This window comes from Citrobacter sp. Cy070, from assembly GCF_030332245.1.
Lineage (GTDB): Bacteria > Pseudomonadota > Gammaproteobacteria > Enterobacterales > Enterobacteriaceae > Citrobacter > Citrobacter youngae.
Window position 1 is genome coordinate 151,329 of record NZ_JAOWIG010000051.1, and the last position, 19,326, is coordinate 170,654.

Annotated in this window: 16 protein-coding genes; 11 read left to right on the forward strand and 5 right to left on the reverse strand. The window is 51.8% G+C overall.

The window, feature by feature from the left end; genetic code table 11:
* Window positions 1–104: 104 nt before the first annotated feature.
* The 4 genes from ubiG (at window position 105) to yfaE (ending at window position 5,101) form a co-directional block, all read left to right on the forward strand.
* The gene (ubiG, locus tag OGY19_RS06810; protein ID WP_115601743.1) at window positions 105–833 is read left to right on the forward strand and encodes a bifunctional 2-polyprenyl-6-hydroxyphenol methylase/3-demethylubiquinol 3-O-methyltransferase UbiG; all 729 of its coding nucleotides are present in this window, start codon (window positions 105–107) and stop codon (window positions 831–833) included.
* Window positions 834–1,320: 487 nt separating this feature from the next.
* A complete protein-coding gene (gene nrdA, locus OGY19_RS06815) occupies window positions 1,321–3,606 on the forward strand; it encodes a class 1a ribonucleoside-diphosphate reductase subunit alpha (RefSeq protein ID WP_115601742.1) in 2,286 nt (761 codons plus the stop codon).
* A gap of 110 nt (window positions 3,607–3,716) precedes the next feature.
* Window positions 3,717–4,847 carry a class Ia ribonucleoside-diphosphate reductase subunit beta gene (nrdB, locus tag OGY19_RS06820; protein ID WP_003834668.1) on the forward strand — a complete coding sequence of 377 codons (1,131 nt, stop codon included), beginning with the start codon at window positions 3,717–3,719 and terminating at the stop codon, window positions 4,845–4,847.
* Window positions 4,847–5,101 carry a ferredoxin-like diferric-tyrosyl radical cofactor maintenance protein YfaE gene (gene yfaE, locus OGY19_RS06825; RefSeq protein ID WP_061068202.1) on the forward strand — a complete coding sequence of 85 codons (255 nt, stop codon included), beginning with the start codon at window positions 4,847–4,849 and terminating at the stop codon, window positions 5,099–5,101. The genes nrdB and yfaE overlap by 1 nt, the downstream gene beginning before the upstream one ends.
* Before the next feature lie 3 nt (window positions 5,102–5,104).
* Here yfaE and OGY19_RS06830 read toward each other — a convergent pair whose 3' ends face one another.
* Complete coding sequence (locus OGY19_RS06830) at window positions 5,105–6,295, reverse strand: MFS transporter (RefSeq protein ID WP_115602396.1); 1,191 nt, start codon at window positions 6,293–6,295, stop codon at window positions 5,105–5,107.
* 161 nt (window positions 6,296–6,456) lie between these two features.
* Here OGY19_RS06830 and OGY19_RS06835 point away from each other — a divergent pair, with 161 nt between their 5' ends.
* Window positions 6,457–7,335: a LysR family transcriptional regulator gene (locus OGY19_RS06835; RefSeq protein WP_048211100.1), complete on the forward strand. Its 879-nt coding sequence runs from the start codon at window positions 6,457–6,459 to the stop codon at window positions 7,333–7,335.
* A 62-nt stretch (window positions 7,336–7,397) separates the two neighbouring features.
* Here OGY19_RS06835 and glpQ read toward each other — a convergent pair whose 3' ends face one another.
* Entirely contained in the window at window positions 7,398–8,465 is a 1,068-nt protein-coding gene (gene glpQ / locus OGY19_RS06840; RefSeq protein ID WP_061068203.1) for a glycerophosphodiester phosphodiesterase, read from the reverse strand.
* 3 nt (window positions 8,466–8,468) lie between these two features.
* Window positions 8,469–9,827: a glycerol-3-phosphate transporter gene (glpT, locus tag OGY19_RS06845; protein ID WP_048211098.1), complete on the reverse strand. Its 1,359-nt coding sequence runs from the start codon at window positions 9,825–9,827 to the stop codon at window positions 8,469–8,471.
* Window positions 9,828–10,099: 272 nt separating this feature from the next.
* Between glpT and glpA the strand changes: the two genes are divergently transcribed.
* The 4 genes from glpA to OGY19_RS06865 all read left to right on the forward strand — a co-directional run bounded on the left by glpA (window position 10,100) and on the right by OGY19_RS06865 (window position 15,301).
* On the forward strand, window positions 10,100–11,728 hold the full coding sequence (glpA, locus tag OGY19_RS06850) for an anaerobic glycerol-3-phosphate dehydrogenase subunit A (RefSeq protein WP_115601741.1): 1,629 nt from the start codon (window positions 10,100–10,102) through the stop codon (window positions 11,726–11,728).
* Entirely contained in the window at window positions 11,718–12,977 is a 1,260-nt protein-coding gene (gene glpB, locus OGY19_RS06855) for a glycerol-3-phosphate dehydrogenase subunit GlpB (RefSeq protein WP_115601740.1), read from the forward strand. The genes glpA and glpB overlap by 11 nt, the downstream gene beginning before the upstream one ends.
* Complete coding sequence (gene glpC / locus OGY19_RS06860) at window positions 12,974–14,164, forward strand: anaerobic glycerol-3-phosphate dehydrogenase subunit GlpC (protein ID WP_048211095.1); 1,191 nt, start codon at window positions 12,974–12,976, stop codon at window positions 14,162–14,164. The genes glpB and glpC overlap by 4 nt, the downstream gene beginning before the upstream one ends.
* Before the next feature lie 183 nt (window positions 14,165–14,347).
* Complete coding sequence (locus tag OGY19_RS06865) at window positions 14,348–15,301, forward strand: Rpn family recombination-promoting nuclease/putative transposase (RefSeq protein WP_115601739.1); 954 nt, start codon at window positions 14,348–14,350, stop codon at window positions 15,299–15,301.
* 38 nt (window positions 15,302–15,339) lie between these two features.
* Here OGY19_RS06865 and OGY19_RS06870 read toward each other — a convergent pair whose 3' ends face one another.
* Window positions 15,340–16,536, reverse strand: a complete 1,197-nt coding sequence (locus tag OGY19_RS06870) for a nicotinamide mononucleotide deamidase-related protein YfaY (RefSeq protein WP_115601738.1) — start codon at window positions 16,534–16,536, stop codon at window positions 15,340–15,342.
* Window positions 16,537–16,615: 79 nt separating this feature from the next.
* The gene (locus OGY19_RS06875) at window positions 16,616–17,158 is read right to left on the reverse strand and encodes a YfaZ family protein (RefSeq protein WP_048211092.1); all 543 of its coding nucleotides are present in this window, start codon (window positions 17,156–17,158) and stop codon (window positions 16,616–16,618) included.
* 318 nt (window positions 17,159–17,476) lie between these two features.
* On the opposite strand from OGY19_RS06875, the gene nudI reads away from it, so the two are divergent.
* On the forward strand, window positions 17,477–17,902 hold the full coding sequence (gene nudI, locus OGY19_RS06880; RefSeq protein WP_048211091.1) for a nucleoside triphosphatase NudI: 426 nt from the start codon (window positions 17,477–17,479) through the stop codon (window positions 17,900–17,902).
* Window positions 17,903–18,186: 284 nt separating this feature from the next.
* On the forward strand, window positions 18,187–19,326 hold the full coding sequence (gene arnB / locus OGY19_RS06885) for a UDP-4-amino-4-deoxy-L-arabinose aminotransferase (RefSeq protein WP_048211090.1): 1,140 nt from the start codon (window positions 18,187–18,189) through the stop codon (window positions 19,324–19,326).

A 19,326-nucleotide genomic window follows, 5' to 3' on the forward strand; every position in this document is an offset into this window, starting at 1 on the left:
ATACGTGAAGATTCAGGTAAATGGATTCCCCCAGACAGAGGCTTTATTCATCCCGTCAGGCTGATATACTCGTTTGCATCGCAAATTTAGGAGTAGAAGCCCCAATGAATGCCGAAAAACCCCCGGTAACTCACAACGTTGACCATGAAGAAATTGCCAAATTTGAAGCAGTCGCGTCGCGCTGGTGGGATCTTGAGGGTGAATTTAAGCCTCTGCACCGCATAAATCCGCTGCGTCTGGGCTATATCGCCGAACGGTCAGGTGGTCTGTTTGGTAAAAAGGTACTCGACGTCGGCTGCGGCGGCGGGATTCTGGCAGAAAGCATGGCGCGTGAAGGCGCAACAGTCACCGGCCTGGATATGGGGTTTGAACCCTTACAGGTGGCAAAACTGCATGCGCTGGGAAGTGGCATTCATGTTGAGTATGTGCAGGAGACAGTCGAAGAACACGCCGAGAAATATGCGCACCAGTATGACGTCGTCACCTGTATGGAAATGCTGGAACACGTACCAGACCCGCAGTCGGTTGTCAGGGCCTGTGCCAGACTGGTTAAACCGGGCGGCGAAGTGTTTTTCTCCACGCTTAACCGCAACGGCAAATCCTGGCTGATGGCGGTGGTCGGCGCGGAATATATTCTGCGCATGGTGCCTAAAGGTACGCACGATGTGAAAAAATTTATTAAGCCCGCTGAACTGTTAGAGTGGGTTGACCAGACCGTACTGAAAGAGCGTCATATGACCGGCCTGCACTACAACCCCATTACCAACACCTTTAAACTGGGCCCCGGCGTGGATGTGAACTATATGGTGCATACCACCGCCAAAAGCGAATAAACCGGCTCTCATGGCCTGATGACGCTGGATTGTAGGCCGGATAAAGCGCGCCAGCGCCGCCATCCGGCACGACTCCGGGCTTTAACGCCTGATGGCGCTTCGCTTATCAGGCCTATGTGATTATGCATCGCCTACTGATCCTGAGTAGGCGTCTCAGGGCAATTTTTGTGCCAGATCATAAGAACTTTCTTTGCCTTAGATGAAGAAATCAGCATTCGATCAAATTTTCTATTTTTTTTCTCAATTATTGACATCCCCGCCAGGCCTTATAAGACGCGCACTTAGCGATTCTTACCCTTTTGCAACCTCAATTTAACCTCAAAATCAACTCTTGTGCTGAAAAGAATCCCTACTAGAATACTCACCATATAGCGTCTATTTTATCAAACAACCCCTACATATAGTATTTATCCACAGACTTAGTCACAACGTGGCACTGTGGATAATATGGGGGATATTTTTTCTTTCACGGACAGGTAAAAACCACATGAATCAGAGTCTGCTGGTGACAAAGCGTGATGGTAGTACAGAGCGCATCAATCTCGACAAAATCCACCGAGTTCTGGATTGGGCGGCAGAAGGACTGAATAACGTATCGATCTCTCAGGTCGAGCTGCGCTCCCACATTCAGTTTTATGACGGTATCAAGACCTCCGATATCCATGAAACAATCATCAAAGCAGCTGCAGACCTGATCTCCCGCGACGCGCCGGATTATCAGTATCTGGCCGCCCGTCTGGCGATTTTTCATCTGCGCAAAAAAGCCTACGGCGAGTTTGAACCGCCAAAACTGTTTGACCATGTCGTGAAAATGGTTGAAATGGGCAAATACGACAATCATCTGCTGGAAGACTACACGGAAGAAGAGTTCAAGCAGATGGACTCGTTCATCGTACACGATCGTGATATGACCTTCTCCTACGCTGCGGTGAAGCAGTTAGAAGGCAAATATCTGGTGCAAAACCGTGTTACCGGTGAGATCTATGAAAGCGCACAGTTCCTCTACATTCTGGTAGCAGCCTGCCTGTTTTCTAACTATCCGCGTGAAACACGTCTGCAATATGTAAAACGTTTCTACGACGCCGTTTCTACGTTCAAAATCTCGCTGCCGACGCCGATTATGTCCGGCGTGCGTACCCCAACGCGTCAGTTCAGCTCCTGCGTACTGATCGAGTGCGGCGACAGCCTGGATTCGATTAACGCCACGTCCAGCGCAATTGTAAAATACGTTTCTCAGCGTGCTGGCATTGGTATCAACGCGGGGCGCATTCGTGCGCTGGGTAGCCCGATTCGCGGCGGTGAAGCGTTCCACACCGGCTGTATTCCGTTCTACAAGCACTTCCAGACGGCGGTGAAATCCTGCTCTCAAGGTGGCGTACGCGGCGGTGCAGCCACGTTGTTCTACCCAATGTGGCATCTGGAAGTTGAAAGCCTGCTGGTGCTGAAAAACAACCGCGGCGTCGAAGGCAACCGCGTGCGTCACATGGACTACGGCGTACAAATCAACAAGCTGATGTATACCCGCCTGCTGAAAGGCGGTGACATCACCCTGTTCAGCCCGTCCGATGTTCCGGGTCTGTACGACGCATTCTTCGCCGATCAGGACGAGTTTGAACGCCTGTACACAAAATATGAAAACGACGACAGCATCCGCAAACAGCGCGTGAAAGCGGTTGAGCTGTTCTCGCTGATGATGCAGGAACGTGCTTCTACTGGTCGCATCTACATTCAGAACGTTGACCACTGCAACACCCACAGCCCGTTTGATCCGGCTGTCGCACCGGTACGCCAGTCCAACCTGTGTCTGGAAATCGCCCTGCCGACCAAACCGTTGACCGACGTTAACGACGAGAACGGTGAAATCGCGCTGTGTACGTTGTCCGCATTCAACCTGGGGGCAATCAAAGATCTGAGCGAGCTGGAAGAGCTGGCCGTACTGGCTGTGCGTGCTCTCGATGCGCTGCTCGATTACCAGGATTATCCAATTCCGGCCGCTAAACGTGGCGCCATGGGCCGTCGTACGCTGGGTATTGGCGTAATCAACTACGCCTACTGGCTGGCGAAAAACGGTAAGCGTTATTCTGACGGCAGCGCGAACAATCTGACTCACAAAACCTTTGAAGCTATTCAGTATTACCTGCTGAAAGCCTCTAACGAACTGGCAAAAGAGCAAGGCGCATGCCCATGGTTCAACGAAACCACCTATGCGCAGGGTATTTTGCCGATCGATACCTATAAGAAAGATCTGGATGCCATTGCCAACGAGCCGTTGCACCTGGACTGGGAGCAACTGCGTGAGTCCATTAAGACCCACGGTCTGCGTAACTCCACGCTGTCCGCGCTGATGCCGTCGGAGACCTCTTCGCAGATCTCCAACGCCACCAACGGTATTGAACCACCACGCGGTTACGTGAGCATCAAAGCATCGAAAGATGGAATTCTGCGTCAGGTCGTGCCGGACTACGAACACCTGCACGACGCGTACGAACTGCTGTGGGAGATGCCGAACAATGACGGGTATCTGCAACTGGTAGGGATCATGCAGAAATTTATCGATCAGTCGATTTCTGCCAACACCAACTACGATCCGTCACGCTTCCCATCAGGAAAAGTGCCGATGCAGCAGTTACTGAAAGACCTGCTCACCGCCTACAAATTTGGTGTCAAAACGCTGTATTATCAGAACACCCGCGACGGTGCGGAAGATTCTCAGGACGATCTGGTGCCATCCATTCAGGATGATGGCTGCGAAAGCGGCGCATGTAAGATCTGATGAATGATGCCGGGTGGCGCTACGCTTACCCGGCCACGATTGCACGGTTTGTAGGCCGGACAAGGTGCTTGCACCGCCTCCGGCGCTCATCCCACAAAGGATTCACATCAATGGCATACACCACTTTTTCACAGACGAAAAATGACCAGCTTCTGGAACCGATGTTTTTCGGCCAGCCGGTGAACGTCGCCCGCTACGATCAGCAAAAATATGACATCTTCGAGAAACTGATCGAAAAGCAGCTCTCTTTCTTCTGGCGTCCGGAAGAAGTCGACGTTTCACGTGACCGCATTGACTTCCAGGCACTGCCGGAACATGAAAAACATATCTTCATCAGCAACCTGAAGTATCAGACGCTGCTGGACTCTATTCAGGGACGTAGCCCGAACGTGGCGCTGCTGCCGCTGATTTCTATCCCTGAGCTGGAAACCTGGGTGGAAACGTGGGCGTTTTCTGAAACGATCCATTCCCGCTCCTACACCCACATCATTCGTAACATCGTGAACGATCCTGCGGTGGTGTTCGACGATATCGTCACCAACGAACAGATCCAGAAACGCGCGGAAGGCATTTCCAGCTACTACGATGAGTTGATCGAGATGACCAGCTACTGGCATCTGCTGGGCGAAGGCACCCATACAGTCAATGGTAAAACGGTTGTCGTCAACCTGCGTGAACTGAAGAAAAAACTGTATCTGTGCCTGATGAGCGTTAACGCGCTGGAAGCGATTCGCTTCTACGTCAGCTTTGCCTGCTCTTTCGCTTTTGCAGAACGCGAACTGATGGAAGGTAATGCAAAAATCATTCGTCTGATTGCCCGTGATGAAGCCCTGCATCTGACCGGCACCCAGCATATGCTGAACCTGTTGCGCAGCGGCGTGGACGATCCGGAAATGGCGGAAATCGCCGAAGAGTGTAAACAAGAGTGCTATGACCTGTTTGTACAGGCCGCGCTGCAGGAAAAAGAGTGGGCGGATTATCTGTTCCGTGACGGTTCGATGATCGGTCTGAACAAAGATATCCTGTGCCAGTACGTTGAGTACATCACCAATATCCGTATGCAGGCTGTTGGCCTTGACTTGCCATTCCAGACACGCTCTAACCCGATCCCGTGGATCAATACCTGGCTGGTATCCGATAACGTCCAGGTTGCACCGCAGGAAGTGGAAGTCAGCTCTTACCTGGTCGGCCAAATCGACGCCGAAGTTGATACCGACGACCTGAGTAATTTCCAGCTCTGATGGGGCGCGTTACTTTGCGCATCTCTGGCACACAACTGCTGTGCCAGGATGAACATCCTTCCCTGCTCGCCGCGCTCGAATCGCACAACATCGAAGTCGAGTATCAGTGCCGTGAAGGTTACTGCGGTTCCTGCCGTACCCGCCTGGTGGCGGGACAGGTTGACTGGATTGCAGAACCTCTGGCCTTTATTCAGCCGGGTGAGATATTGCCCTGCTGTTGCCGGGCAAACGGGGATATTGAGATTGAAATGTAGTGCTTAGTGGACTTCATGCGTGGAGACCAATACCACGTCTGGGCGTTTTTTCATCTGCATGATATACAACGCCCCGGCCAGCACCACCAACAAAGCCCCGACCAGGTAAATCGCCCGATACCCCACGCCTTCAACCATCATCCCCATAATGAACGCACCAATCGCCATTCCCGCGTCCATTGCATTGAAAAACAGCGAATTGGCAACACCGATTTTGTGCGGTTCCACTGAACTAATAATTTGTGTCTGAAATACCGGCGTAACCGAACCGTAACCAATACCAATTAATCCTCCGGCAATAATCATCATGATGCTGCCGTTGGTATAGCCCAGCGCTACCAGCCCAACGGTGAAGGCCAGTAAGCACGGATAAACCACGTATTTCGGCCCTTTTCTATCACAGATATTGCCGGTAAAGGTTCGGCAGACCATCAGGCAAATAGCGTAGCACAGCAGGAAATTACTGGCGGCTGCCATCAAATCCAATTCGCGGGCATACAGTGCCAGGAAGGCTGAAACACCCGCATAGGAAAAGGTCATAAAGAATGTCACCATCGCGAAAGGCAGCGCGGCGCGGTCAAACATGGCGGCAAAGCCCAGATTCGGTTTGGAACCATCAGCGTGACAAATCACTGGCGGTACGGCGACAATCAGTGACAGCACAATCCCCAACGCCGCCACAACCGTGCACAACCAGAATGCAGCAGTGTAGGCTTCCCAGCGCGCCATGTTCAGCCCTACCCATGGCCCCACAACCATTGCCAGTCCCATGGCTAAAGAGAAAAAACTGATGCCCTCCCCACGTCGGGAGGCCGGTATCAACCGCGCGGAAATCGTTCCTTTTACCGTGGTTATAACGCCAAACGTTACACCATGAAGCACCCGAATCAGCAGGAGTGATTCAATTGAATGGCAAACCGGATACAGCGCAGTGACCACCAAAAAGGCCAGAGAAGAGAGCACCAGAATCGTTTTATTCGAATATTTCCCCACCCACTGCCCGGCAAAAGGACGAACAAGAATGGCAGAGCCCAAAAAGAACGTGACTAATAAACCGGCCTTATCAGGAGTAGCATGCAGGCGATCCGAAATATAGATCGGAAGCAGGGTCAGCAGGACATAAAAAACAAAAAAGATAATAAAGCTGATAATCGTTATTGCCCAGAAATCCTTCGTCCACAGTTTTTCTTTCATTTTCGCCAACCTGTTCAGACGGCGCACGCAGGCAACGCTCAGCACAACTGAACGACGGACAAGTGCGTCAAAATGTGAGTTAAACACCAGAACGCCAGTATAAATAGGCTCATTATATTAGAGAAATTAATCGTTTTAATATTATTAATTAGAAGGAACTAATGACACTAACACAGATCCACGCTTTGCTTGCCGTGCTCGAGTACGGCGGTTTTACCGAAGCCAGCAAGCGGCTGTATATGACCCAGTCCGCCGTAAGTCAGGCAATTTCAGCATTAGAAGAAGAGCTGGGCGTTGATATTTTAATCCGCGAACGTCGCAAAGACATCAGGCTCACCCCGGCGGGACACCGGATCGTGCCACGCCTGCGAGCCATCGTGTCAGAAACCAACGCGGTGAAAGAAATTGCCGAGCAGGAACGACAAAATCCAGCCCGAACCCTGCGTATCGGCTGTTTTCCCAGCGCCTGCGCCTGCATTTTACCTGGCATTATCCGCCACTTTGAACAGCAGCATCCGCACATCAAAATTATCCCCTTCGAAGAGAACAGCCCGGCGATCGTTGATTCCCTGCGCAGCGGGGATATCGATGCGGGATTTGTGCATTTCCCGGTCAATGGCATGTACTGCGTACCGGTTTACCGCGATAAATTTACCGTAGTGGTTCCCGAAAGCCACCCACTGGCAGCCAACACCACTATTTCGCTGGAAGAACTGATGGGAGAACCGCTGATTATCAGTAAAGGCCGCTATGAATTAAGCATCATGACGTTGTTTAAAGAAAAAGGGATTGAGCCAATTATTAAATACGAATTTAACCACCCGGATACCGCAATGAGCTTTATTCGCCAGGGGCTGGGGATTGCATTATTACCGGAACTCACGCTGAAGGCGGTTGGCGGGGAAATTCGCTCAGTGGCGCTGGAGCCAACGTTTTATCGACAAATATCGTTATTGGCAAAAGAGCCGCCGGTAGACGGCAGCCCTTTATTTCTACTGCAGGCATATATGGAATCGTTGACTGCTGACGGCCTCATCTAGCAATCTGCTCACGCTTCACAAATAAGGCCTGCGGGAATACGTTCATCGCAGGCCTTCTGCCCTTACTCTTTATGCAGGAATTTCACCGCTTTGTCGGGGAAGTCGGTGAACAGCCCGTCAACGCCCGCCTTGTTGTACAACACGTCATACAGCTGGTTTACATCCGTTGCATAATCCGGCAACTGATCGGCACGAACAGTATAAGGATGCACCACCATCTTGTTCTGGTGCGCGTCCTGTACCATACCCGTCAATGAGATGTTGCCCTTACTGGACTTCTCATCAACCAGCATATGGTAGTCCGGCCCAATGCCGTCCGCATACTGCGCAACCTGCTTCATGGCACCCGGTTTGAACATCCAGTCGTAGTTGTAATTCACCCAACTGCCGTCTGGTTTTTTCTCCTGAGTTTCATTCCAGTCAGTGTACGCAATCAACTGCACCAGATTGAGATCCATCCCCATCTTCGGTTCCAGTTCATTCTTAATGCGTTTTAACTCCGCAACATCAAAGCACTGCAGATAGACATTGTCTTGTTTACCGGTGTACCCGTACTTTTTCAGTACTTCCAGCGTTTTAGCCGCAATGTCCTTCCCTTCCTGATGATGGAACCACGGCGCTTTCATTTCCGGGTAAATACCGATATTTTTGCCGGTTGAATGATTTAATCCCTGAACAAATTCAATTTCTTCTTCGAAAGTGTGCACACGGAAATCAGATTTACCCATCGGGAAACGCCCTGGATATGTCTGTACCTTTTTGCCATTTTCGATATCGAAACCTTCGGTAAATTTCAGCGATTTGATCTCATCCAGCGTAAAGTCGATGGCATAGTAACGCCCATCTTTACGCGCACGATCCGGGAAGCGATCAGCAACATCGGTGACGCGATCAAGATAGTGGTCATGCAGGACGACCAGATGGTCGTCTTTAGTCATCACCAAATCCTGCTCCAGAAAATCCGCGCCCTGAGCATAAGCCATCGCTTTCGCAGGTAACGTATGCTCCGGTAAATATCCGCTGGCGCCACGGTGCGCAATGACAATTTTATCTGCGGCTACCGCCGCACTGCTCACAACCATACCTGCCAGCATCAGCGCCACGCTAAGACTTTTCAATGTGGTTTTCATCTATTAGCCCCCGTTACGCTTGAGCAGCATCTCTTCATGATGGCGTTTTTCACCAATCATGACGACTACCAGCAGAATCACCGCCAGCACGCTACCGCCAATCATCACCATAAAGCCGCCGTCCCAACCGAAGAAGTCAACGGTGTAGCCGACAATGGCGCTCGCCGCGACAGAACCGCCCAGGTAACCGAACAGTCCAGTGAAGCCTGCCGCCGTCCCCGCCGCTTTTTTCGGTGCCAGTTCCAGCGCATGCAGACCGATCAACATGACCGGGCCGTAGATCAGGAAGCCGATGATAATCATACAAGCCATATCTACGTTCGGGTTGCCTGCCGGGTTCATCCAGTAAACGATGGTCGCGATGGTAACCAGCGTCATAAAGAACACGCCGGTGGCACCACGGTTACCACGGAAGACTTTATCCGACATCCAGCCACACAGCAGCGTGCCAGGAATCCCCGCATATTCATACAGGAAGTAGGCCCAGGATGATTTATCCAGTGCAAAATGCTTCACTTCTTTCAGATAGGTCGGTGACCAGTCGAGGATGCCGTAGCGCAGCAGATAAACAAACACGTTGGCGATAGCGATGTACCACAACAGTTTATTCGGCAGTACGTATTGCATGAAGATCTGCTTCGCAGTCAGCTCTTCTTCCGCTTTTTCGTTGTAATCATCCGGATAGTCGTTCTTGTACTCTTCGATAGGAGGCAGGCCACAGGACTGCGGCGTATCACGCATCATCGCAAAAGCAAACAGCGCAACGACTATCGCACCAAAGGCAGGCATGTACAGCGCCGCTTTCCAGTCGTTAAACCAGGCCATACCCAGCAGGAACAGCAGCGGAGGCAGACCGCCACCTACGTTATGCGCACAGTTCCAGACAGAAACGATACCGCCACGCTCTTTCTGCGACCACCAGTGCACCATAGTACGACCACACGGCGGCCACCCCATCCCCTGGAACCAACCGCAGAGGAACAGCAGCACAAACATGACTGCAATGCTGGATGTCGCCCACGGCACGAAGCCCATGAACAGCATCACCGCAGCAGCCAGAATCAGACCCGCGGGCAGGAAAACGCGCGGATTCGAGCGATCTGAGACGGACCCCATGATGAATTTCGAAAATCCGTATGCAATGGAGATACCGGACAACGCAAAACCCAGATCGCCACGCGAGAAACCCTGCTCAACCAGATACGGCATGGCCAGAGCAAAGTTCTTACGTACCAGATAGTACGCGGCATAACCGAAAAATATTCCCAGGAAAATCTGCCAGCGCAATCGACGATAAGTCGGATCGATCTCCGCTGCAGCTAAACGCGCTTTGTGTGGCGCAGGTTTAAAAATGCTCAACATATATAGTAGCCTCCGTGGCCGTCTTTCATTCGAAGGAAACACTGCAGATTGCCGTAGCAACCCTACCGCTCCCAGTGTGGCCGCGATGTTAAGGAAACATTCCGGGCAATAATGTGAATTACAGCACAGATTGTTACACATTTATGACAAATGTTCATAAAAGCGCACGGAATCACGTTTCATTTTCGAATTATGAGCGATTATGCGCGAAATCAAACAATCCATGTTTTTTATGTGGCTAAATGATAAAAAACGAACTGTGAGGAAAAACAATGAAAACTCGCGACTCGCAAACAAGTGACGTGATTATCATTGGTGGAGGAGCAACAGGTGCAGGGATCGCACGCGACTGTGCCCTGCGCGGATTGCGCGTCATCTTAGTAGAACGCCACGATATCGCGACAGGCGCGACGGGCCGTAACCACGGTCTGCTGCACAGCGGAGCACGTTACGCCGTTACTGACGCTGAATCTGCCCGCGAATGCATTAGCGAAAACCAAATTCTGAAACGTATCGCCCGCCATTGTGTTGAGCCGACGGACGGTCTGTTTATTACGCTGCCGGAAGATGAACTCTCTTTCCAGGCAACCTTTATTCGTGCCTGTGAAGACGCGGGCATCCGCGCAGAAGCGATTGATCCACAACAGGCGCGTATTATCGAACCTTCGGTAAACCCACAACTGATTGGCGCAGTGAAAGTACCAGACGGTACCGTTGATCCTTTCCGCTTAACCGCCGCCAACATGCTGGATGCACGAGAGCACGGTGCGATTATCTTAACGGCCCATGAAGTGACGGGGCTGATTCGTGAAGGTGCGACGGTGTGCGGGGTGAACGTACGCAACCATCTGACGGGCGAGATGCAATCTCTGCATGCGCCGGTGGTCGTGAATGCCGCCGGGATCTGGGGCCAGCGCATTGCGGAATATGCCGATCTGAGCATCCGTATGTTCCCGGCGAAAGGTTCTCTGTTGATCATGGATCATCGCATAAATCAGTATGTTATCAACCGCTGCCGTAAGCCATCTGATGCCGATATTCTGGTGCCTGGCGATACCATTTCGCTGATCGGTACAACCTCACAACACATTGATTACGACGATATCGACAGCAACCGCGTCACCGCAGAAGAGGTGGATATTCTGCTGCGTGAAGGTGAGAAGCTGGCGCCAATTATGGCGAAAACTCGCATCCTGCGTGCTTACTCCGGTGTGCGTCCGCTGGTGGCCAGCGACGACGATCCGACCGGTCGTAACGTCAGCCGCGGTATTGTGTTATTCGATCACGCAACGCGCGACGGACTGGACGGATTTATCACCATTACCGGTGGCAAACTGATGACCTACCGCCTGATGGCGGAATGGGCCACCGACGCAGTATGCCGCAAACTGGGCAATTCTCGCCCTTGTACAACCGCAGAGACAGCTCTGCCAGGCTCACAGGAGTCGACCGAACACACGCTTAAACGCGTTATCTCTTTGCCAGCGCCACTGCGCGGCTCGGCGGTCTACCGCCATGGCGACCGCACCCCGGCGTGGCTTAGCGAAGGCCGTCAGCACCGCAGCCTGGTCTGTGAATGTGAAGCCGTCACCGCAGGTGAAGTGCAATATGCCGTTGAAAATTTAACCGTCAACAGTTTGCTCGATTTACGTCGTCGCACCCGCGTCGGGATGGGGACTTGTCAGGGCGAATTGTGTGCCTGCCGCGCTGCAGGTTTGCTACAACGTTTTAATGTCACCACCGCCGCACAATCTATCACCCAGCTTTCTGAATTCCTCAACGAACGCTGGAAAGGCGTGCAGCCTATCGCGTGGGGAGATGCACTGCGCGAAAGCGAATTCACGCGTTGGGTCTATCAGGGATTGTGCGGTCTGGAAAAGGAGCACCAGGATGAAATTTGATACCGTCATTATCGGCGGCGGTCTCGCCGGGCTGATGTGTGGCCTACAACTGCAAAAAAGCGGGTTGCGCTGTACGATTGTTACCCGCGGCCAAAGCGCGCTGCACTTTTCCTCCGGCTCACTGGATTTGCTCAGCAACCTGCCCGATGGTCAACCGGTAACCGACATTGAAGCGGGGCTGAATGCGCTGCGCACTCAGGCACCTGGTCATCCGTATAGCACCATCGGTACGCAGACCGTACTGGCGCTGGCGCAGCAGGCGCAGAATTTGCTGGAAGAGTGCGGAACGCATTTGCACGGTAAGGTTCATCAGGCTCATCAACGTGTAACACCGTTGGGAACCCTGCGTTCAACCTGGCTTAGTTCAGCGGAAGTGCCGGTCTGGCCGTTATCAGCACAACGTGTCTGTGTGGTGGGAATTAGCGGCTTACTGGATTTCCAGGCGCACCTTGCCGCGGCCTCACTGCGCCAGCGTAACCTCAGCGTCGAAACGGCTGAAATCGATTTGCCAGAACTGGATGTCCTGCGTGATAACCCAACCGAATTTCGCGCCGTCAACATTGCACGTCTGTTAGATAACGAAGATAAATGGTCGCTGCTCTATGACGCCCTGCTACCAATCGCGAAAACCTGCGACATGATAATTATGCCAGCCTGTTTCGGCCTGGCTGACGATCGGCTATGGAAGTGGCTCAATGACCGCCTGCCCTGCTCACTGATGTTATTACCAACTTTACCGCCGTCAGTGCTGGGCATGCGCCTGCATAACAAATTGCAGCGCCAGTTTGTACGCCAGGGTGGAGTGTGGATGCCCGGTGATGAAGTGAAAAAAATCACCTGTCAGGATGGCATTGTCAGCGAAATCTGGACCCGCAACCATGCCGATATTCCATTGCGCCCACGCTTCGCCGTACTCGCCAGCGGTAGTTTCTTTAGCAGCGGACTGGTCGCCACGCGCGAAGCCGTTCATGAGCCGATTCTCGGTCTGGATGTGCACCAAACCGCCACACGTGCGCAGTGGTATCAGCGTGACGTCTTTGATCCGCAACCGTGGCAACAGTTTGGCGTAACCACCGATGCTGAACTGCGTCCATCGCTTGCAGGAAAAACAGTAGAGAATATGTTTGCCATCGGATCGGTACTTGGCGGTTTTGACCCTATCGCCCAGGGTTGCGGAGGCGGAGTGTGCGCAGTGAGCGCTTTACACGCCGCACATCATATTGCGAAACGTGCAGGAGGCCAGCAATGAGCGACACACGTTTTGAAAGTTGTATCAAATGCACAGTGTGCACCACTGCCTGCCCGGTAAGCCGTGTCAACCCAGGTTACCCTGGCCCTAAACAAGCCGGCCCTGACGGTGAACGTCTGCGTTTGAAAGATGGTGCGTTATATGACGATGCGCTGAAATATTGCATCAACTGCAAACGCTGTGAAGTGGCCTGCCCTTCGGATGTCAAAATTGGCGATATCATCCAGCGCGCGCGTGCCAAATACGACACGACACGTCCGTCGATACGTAACTTTGTCTTAAGCCATACCGATTTGATGGGCAGTGTTTCTACGCCGTTCGCACCCATCGTGAACACCGCGACTTCACTGAAACCGGTGCGCCAGCTTCTTGATTATGCACTAAAAATCGATCATCGCCGTACGCTGCCGAAGTACTCCTTCGGTACCTTCCGCCGCTGGTATCGCAGCATAGCCGCACAGCAGGCGCAGTATCAGGATCAAGTTGCATTTTTCCACGGTTGCTTTGTGAACTACAACCATCCGCAACTCGGTAAAGATCTGATAAAAGTGCTGAACGCGATGGGTACTGGCGTACAACTGCTGAGTAAAGAGAAATGCTGTGGCGTACCACTGATCGCCAACGGTTTCACCGATAAAGCACGTAAGCAGGCGGTAAGTAATGTGGCTTCACTGCGAGAAGCGATTGACGGAAAAGGCATCCCGGTTATTGCCACCTCTTCAACCTGTACCTTTGCGCTACGCGATGAATACCCTGAAGTGCTGGATGTCGACAACTCAGGGCTACGCGAACATATTGAACTGGCTACACGCTGGCTGTGGCGCAAGCTGGACGAAGGGAAAACGTTGCCGCTGAAAACGTTGCCGCTAAAAGTGGTCTATCACACACCATGTCATATGGAGAAAATGGGCTGGACACTCTATACGCTGGAACTGCTGCGACAAATTCCGGGACTTGAACTAACCGTGCTGGATTCACAGTGCTGCGGGATCGCCGGAACTTACGGATTCAAAAAGGAAAACTATCCGACGTCACAGTCAATTGGCGCACCGCTATTCCGCCAGATTGAAGAAAGCGGCGCGGATATCGTCGTGACCGACTGCGAAACGTGTAAATGGCAGATTGAGATGTCGACAAGTAAGCGTTGCGAACATCCTATCACCCTGCTTGCCAAAGCGTTGGGGTAACTCAGTTGCCCGGTGATGTTTGCTACCGGGCATTTTTGTGCATCCAGTTCCGCTTATTTGAATACGTTGCAGTCGGGCGTATTTATCTCTGATTCACCCACGCAAAGAATCAATTTCTCATATGCAGCACTTGCGAAAAGTGGATACCGTCACGCCATCTTCTCTTTCTGGTGACGGACTACCATGGCTAAACCCACCACATCCACACCGCATGATGCGGTTTTTAAAAAGATCATTTCTTATCCTGAGATGGCCCGGGATTTTCTGGAGATTCACCTCCCCGTCACATTACGTGAGATTTGCAATTTGCAAACGCTGAAGCTGGAGTCCACCAGTTTTATCGAACAGGATCTCCGCGCGTACTACTCCGACATATTGTGGTCGCTAAAGACCCACGAAGGTGATGGCTATATCTATTGTGTCATCGAACATCAGAGTACAGCTGTGCAGCACATGGCATTCCGCCTGATGCGCTATGCCACCGCTGCGATGCAGCATCATCTTGATGCCGGGAATAAAACGCTGCCGCTGGTGATCCCCATGTTGTTTTATCACGGTCAACAAAGTCCCTATCCCTGGTCACTCAACTGGCTGGATGAATTTGACAACCCACAACTGGCGCGACAACTTTATTCAGAAGCTTTTCCGCTGGTCGACATTACCGTGATTCCTGACGATGAAATCGCGCAACATCGGCGTGTTGCGTTGCTTGAATTGATGCAAAAACATATCCGCGATCGCGATTTGATGGGATTAGTGGACCGACTGGTCTCGTTATTAGTTACAAGCACCGCTAATGACAGCCAGCTACAGACGCTATTTAATTATCTGCTACAGTACGGCGACGTTTCTCACGTCAACGAATTTATCCATAAAGTTGCCGAACGTTCCCCTCATAACAAGGAGAGGCTGATGACAATCGCAGAGAGACTCAGACAAGAAGGCCACCACGATGGGCTGCAACAAGGGTTACAACAAGGATTGGAACAAGGAGTACAAAAAGGATTGGAACAAGGAGTACAAAAAGGTACGCAAGAAGAAGCAATACGGATCGCTCGCATGATGCTGGAACAAGGGATTGATCGTGATTTGGTTCAGTTAATTACCGGGTTATTGCCAGACGATGTCACAGCGTGAGTCAAACAGGGAAGGTTTGTAACCTTCCCTGCCACTAATCAAACCGTCAGGAATTCCACCACATCGATCCAGCCGTGTTCCCCGGCGATATCCTGACCATTTAGCCAACGCCGCAGCATATTAAGCGCCATCATTGCGCAAACCTCCTGACGAACAGCCAAACTATAGCGATTTGCATTGAGTCGCACCCGCAAGGCATGCGTGCCGTCAGGTGTTGCCAGTGCGAAGTTAATATGTTCGTTTTCGAAACCCGATACCGCCAGCGCCAGTTCGGCATAATGATTGCCGCGTCGCTCGGTTATCCAGTGCGCCGTTTGCGCCAGCGTTTCTTCCTGAGATGGCACTACCTCGCTCGCTAACAACGGGGCACTGGCGCGAGAGAGCTGCAGGGCAATTAAGCCTCCGGTAAATTGCTCGCTCAGCGTCAGACTGTACTGGCGCTCCTGGAGCTTACGGGCAATTTGCGCAGGTAACCCTTCGGTACCTTCAAAAATCATATTCTGGCCAGCAACGCGTTTCACCTCTGGCCATAGCGCCAGCATCGCTTCACGTTGGGAATCGGGTCCGGTTAACTTCAGCTCGATAACCGGCATCGACGAGCGATAGCCCATTGTCACCCCGGGCGGTAAAACCAAAGGATCCAGGCTCTGCGCCAGATCGCTTTCAGAACGACCAAAGGTCGTTAAGCGCAGGCATAGCGGGGGTTGAGAGAGAGAAAAACGCTCACGCAGGCGCGGCAGGATCTCATGTTCAACCATGACTTTAAATTCTGACGGCACACCCGGCGTAAAGAACATCAGGCAGCGATTAAGCTTTACGGCGAACCCGCAGGCAGTTCCGACCGGATTATTAATAAACTCCGCACTGGCCGGAAGCTCAGCCTGTTTGCGATTGCTCGGCGCCATGACGCGTCCCCGCTCACGGAAAAAACGCGCCATTTCGGCCAGCCACGCTTCATGCAGCACCAGCCCTTCACCTTTTGCGGTTGCCGCCGCCAGTGCGCTCAAATCATCGCTGGTCGGCCCTAAGCCGCCATTGACGATCAGCACATCAGCATGTTCGCTACGCTCACGCAGAATAGCGACCAAATCGTTCAGATTGTCGCCAACTGTATTGCGGCGTGTTAATGGTAATCCCTGATTAAAGAAAAAATCGGCCAGCCAGGCGGCATTAGTGTCGACGATTTGTCCGTGCAACACTTCATCCCCGGTGGATAGCATCTCCACGTTTAACATCGTGTTCTCCTGCTTTTATGATGAAAACACTATAACGCATGGAGGGGGGAAGGCGCGACTGAACGCCGCGCCTGGTCGATTAGAAACTGGCGTTTACCCCGATGTATGGGCCGTCAGCAATCGCGTTATCGCGGTTGCCATCTTTACCCGCCAGATTCAGGTAACGGTAACCTGCTTCAATACTCAGCGGACGCATAATCGTCAGGCGCGCACCGGCATTTGCTTCTTCGTAGCTGTCGATCCCGCTGGAGAGTGAATCCGGGGAGTAGTAGTATTCACCAAACAGACGGAAACTGTCGCCAATCGGCCACTGTAAACCACCACCGACAGCTGCCGCGTAGCCTTCATCACCGTCTTTCGGGTTGGTATAGATACCTTTCCCACCGACTGTTGCCAGCAACGGACCCAGAGGGATATTCAGACCAAGGCCAAGCCCTGCAACATCACCGTCGTCATCGTTATGCATCCAGTTGCCGCTAACAGCCAGTCCAGTGGACTCAGTACCCATACCGAAACCGAGGTTGGTGTAATCTTCGCCTGCCTGACCGCTAATGCTAATCGCATTCGCCGACGCAGAAACAAACAGCATTCCGGCAAAACCCAGTAATAAACTTTTTTTCATTTTCTATCCTTTCCAGCAAGAATCAAAACATAGCCCCAAAACCGCTGGATTGTACTGCCAGATGGCGAGGAATCAATGAGCTAAAAAAGCGATGCAATGACATATTGTAACTAAATACTACCCGCAATGTTTCAGTAAGGTTAAGTTCTTACCCGAAATAGACGATAAAAGGCACCTGATTGCCGTTTTCAACAGACAACGTCATCTTCCCCGGCAAAGCTGGCTTAAACGGCAATGAAGCGTTTTTTCTGTCGCCTGCAAAAGGTAAGATGTGTTAACAATGGACTCCTCCGCCCCTCCCCTACAAGGAACAGACTTATGCGTCAAAGAACGATTGTTTGCCCACTCATTCAAAATGAAGGCTGTTTTTTACTGTGCAAAATGGCCGACGATCGCGGTGTTTTCCCTGGTCAGTGGGCGCTGTCTGGCGGCGGCGTTGAGCCAGGTGAGCGCATCGAAGAGGCTTTGCGTCGTGAAGTGAGGGAAGAGTTGGGTGAACAACTGGTATTATCAGAAATTACTCCGTGGACCTTCAGCGATGATATTCGGACCAAAACCTATGCCGATGGCAGTCAGGAAGAGATTTATATGATTTATCTCATCTTCGATTGTGTGGCGGCTAATCGTGAAGTGAACATTAACGAAGAGTTCCAGGACTTCGCCTGGGTTAAAGCGGAAGATCTTGGCACCTACGACTTAAATATCGCCACGCGTAAAACGTTGACCTTGAAAGGGTTACTGTAAATCCCACGAGTTTAAACGTAATATAAACGATGTTCACAATAGCGGTATTGTTCTCAGCATTCATCAACAGAGAGCAACGCCGCCATAACGACTAAAAACACTTTATATTCAAATAAATAAATCACCCCTCCCTGTTTTTATCTTTATACACCAAACCTTAAACTCTTAAGGATAAATTAACCTTCAGTCTTTAACCTTTGTGGCCTGATGAAATAATTAACGATGCCCCTGTTTATCACTAAAAATAAAACTGCGGTGGCGTTAAATGGCTTGAAGGAATAATGATGTCTGACTTTTTGCCTTTCTCCCGTCCGGCAATGGGTGATGAAGAACTTGCCGCAGTTAAGGCGGTTCTGGATTCAGGGTGGATAACCACGGGTCCTAAAAATCAGCAGTTGGAAGACGCTTTCTGCCAGCTCACAGGAAACCAAAACGCCGTTGCCATCTGTTCCGCGACGGCAGGTATGCACATTACGCTAATGGCGCTGGGTGTGGGTGAAGGCGATGAAGTGATCACCCCGTCGATGACGTGGGTATCTACACTCAACATGATTGTCCTGCTGGGCGCCACACCGGTTATGATCGATGTTGACCGCGATACGCTGATGGTCACCCCCGAACAAATTGAAGCCGCTATCACACCACGAACCAAAGCTATTATTCCCGTGCATTATGCCGGGGCCCCAGCCGATCTTGATGCCATTTACGCCATCGGTGAACGCTATGGAATCCCTGTTATTGAAGACGCAGCACACGCCGTCGGAACGTTATACAAGGGTCGTCATGTCGGTGCTCGTGGTACCGCAATATTTTCCTTTCACGCTATCAAGAATGTGACCTGTGCTGAGGGTGGACTGATTGTTACTGACGACAGCCAGCTCGCTCAACGGCTTCGCAGCCTGAAATTTCACGGCCTGGGTGTAGATGCGTATGACCGTCAAACCTATGGCCGCGCGCCGCAAGCTGAAGTTCTCGCGCCGGGATATAAGTACAACCTGACTGACATCAACGCTGCCATCGCCCTGGTACAGTTGAACAAGCTGGCTCGTCTGAACGCACGCCGTGCGCAAATTGCGCAGCAGTATCAACAGGCGCTGGCCGATACGCCGTTTCAACCGCTCACCCTGCCTCAGTGGTCACATGTGCACGCCTGGCATTTGTTCATCATTCGCGTGGATGAAGCCCGCTGCGGGCTGAGCAGAGATGCTCTGATGGAAGCACTAAAGGCCAGAAATATTGGCACAGGCCTGCATTTTCGCGCGGCCCACACGCAGAAATATTATCGCGAACGTTTCACCGATCTTTCTTTGCCTAATACCGAATGGAATAGCGCACGCATATGTTCACTGCCGCTATTTCCCGACATGACCGACGATGACACACAACGCGTCATTACGGCACTTCGCCAGATTGCAGGACAATAA

What these genes read in the sequence shown, in the direction of transcription:
- ubiG (WP_115601743.1), top strand. Translation starts at nt 105, where the DNA reads ATGAATGCCGAAAAACCCCCGGTAACTCACAACGTTGACCATGAAGAA.
- nrdA (WP_115601742.1), top strand. Translation starts at nt 1,321, where the DNA reads ATGAATCAGAGTCTGCTGGTGACAAAGCGTGATGGTAGTACAGAGCGC.
- nrdB (WP_003834668.1), top strand. Translation starts at nt 3,717, where the DNA reads ATGGCATACACCACTTTTTCACAGACGAAAAATGACCAGCTTCTGGAA.
- yfaE (WP_061068202.1), top strand. Translation starts at nt 4,847, where the DNA reads ATGGGGCGCGTTACTTTGCGCATCTCTGGCACACAACTGCTGTGCCAG.
- OGY19_RS06830 (WP_115602396.1), bottom strand. Translation starts at nt 6,295, where the DNA reads ATGAAAGAAAAACTGTGGACGAAGGATTTCTGGGCAATAACGATTATC.
- OGY19_RS06835 (WP_048211100.1), top strand. Translation starts at nt 6,457, where the DNA reads ATGACACTAACACAGATCCACGCTTTGCTTGCCGTGCTCGAGTACGGC.
- glpQ (WP_061068203.1), bottom strand. Translation starts at nt 8,465, where the DNA reads ATGAAAACCACATTGAAAAGTCTTAGCGTGGCGCTGATGCTGGCAGGT.
- glpT (WP_048211098.1), bottom strand. Translation starts at nt 9,827, where the DNA reads ATGTTGAGCATTTTTAAACCTGCGCCACACAAAGCGCGTTTAGCTGCA.
- glpA (WP_115601741.1), top strand. Translation starts at nt 10,100, where the DNA reads ATGAAAACTCGCGACTCGCAAACAAGTGACGTGATTATCATTGGTGGA.
- glpB (WP_115601740.1), top strand. Translation starts at nt 11,718, where the DNA reads ATGAAATTTGATACCGTCATTATCGGCGGCGGTCTCGCCGGGCTGATG.
- glpC (WP_048211095.1), top strand. Translation starts at nt 12,974, where the DNA reads ATGAGCGACACACGTTTTGAAAGTTGTATCAAATGCACAGTGTGCACC.
- OGY19_RS06865 (WP_115601739.1), top strand. Translation starts at nt 14,348, where the DNA reads ATGGCTAAACCCACCACATCCACACCGCATGATGCGGTTTTTAAAAAG.
- OGY19_RS06870 (WP_115601738.1), bottom strand. Translation starts at nt 16,536, where the DNA reads ATGTTAAACGTGGAGATGCTATCCACCGGGGATGAAGTGTTGCACGGA.
- OGY19_RS06875 (WP_048211092.1), bottom strand. Translation starts at nt 17,158, where the DNA reads ATGAAAAAAAGTTTATTACTGGGTTTTGCCGGAATGCTGTTTGTTTCT.
- nudI (WP_048211091.1), top strand. Translation starts at nt 17,477, where the DNA reads ATGCGTCAAAGAACGATTGTTTGCCCACTCATTCAAAATGAAGGCTGT.
- arnB (WP_048211090.1), top strand. Translation starts at nt 18,187, where the DNA reads ATGTCTGACTTTTTGCCTTTCTCCCGTCCGGCAATGGGTGATGAAGAA.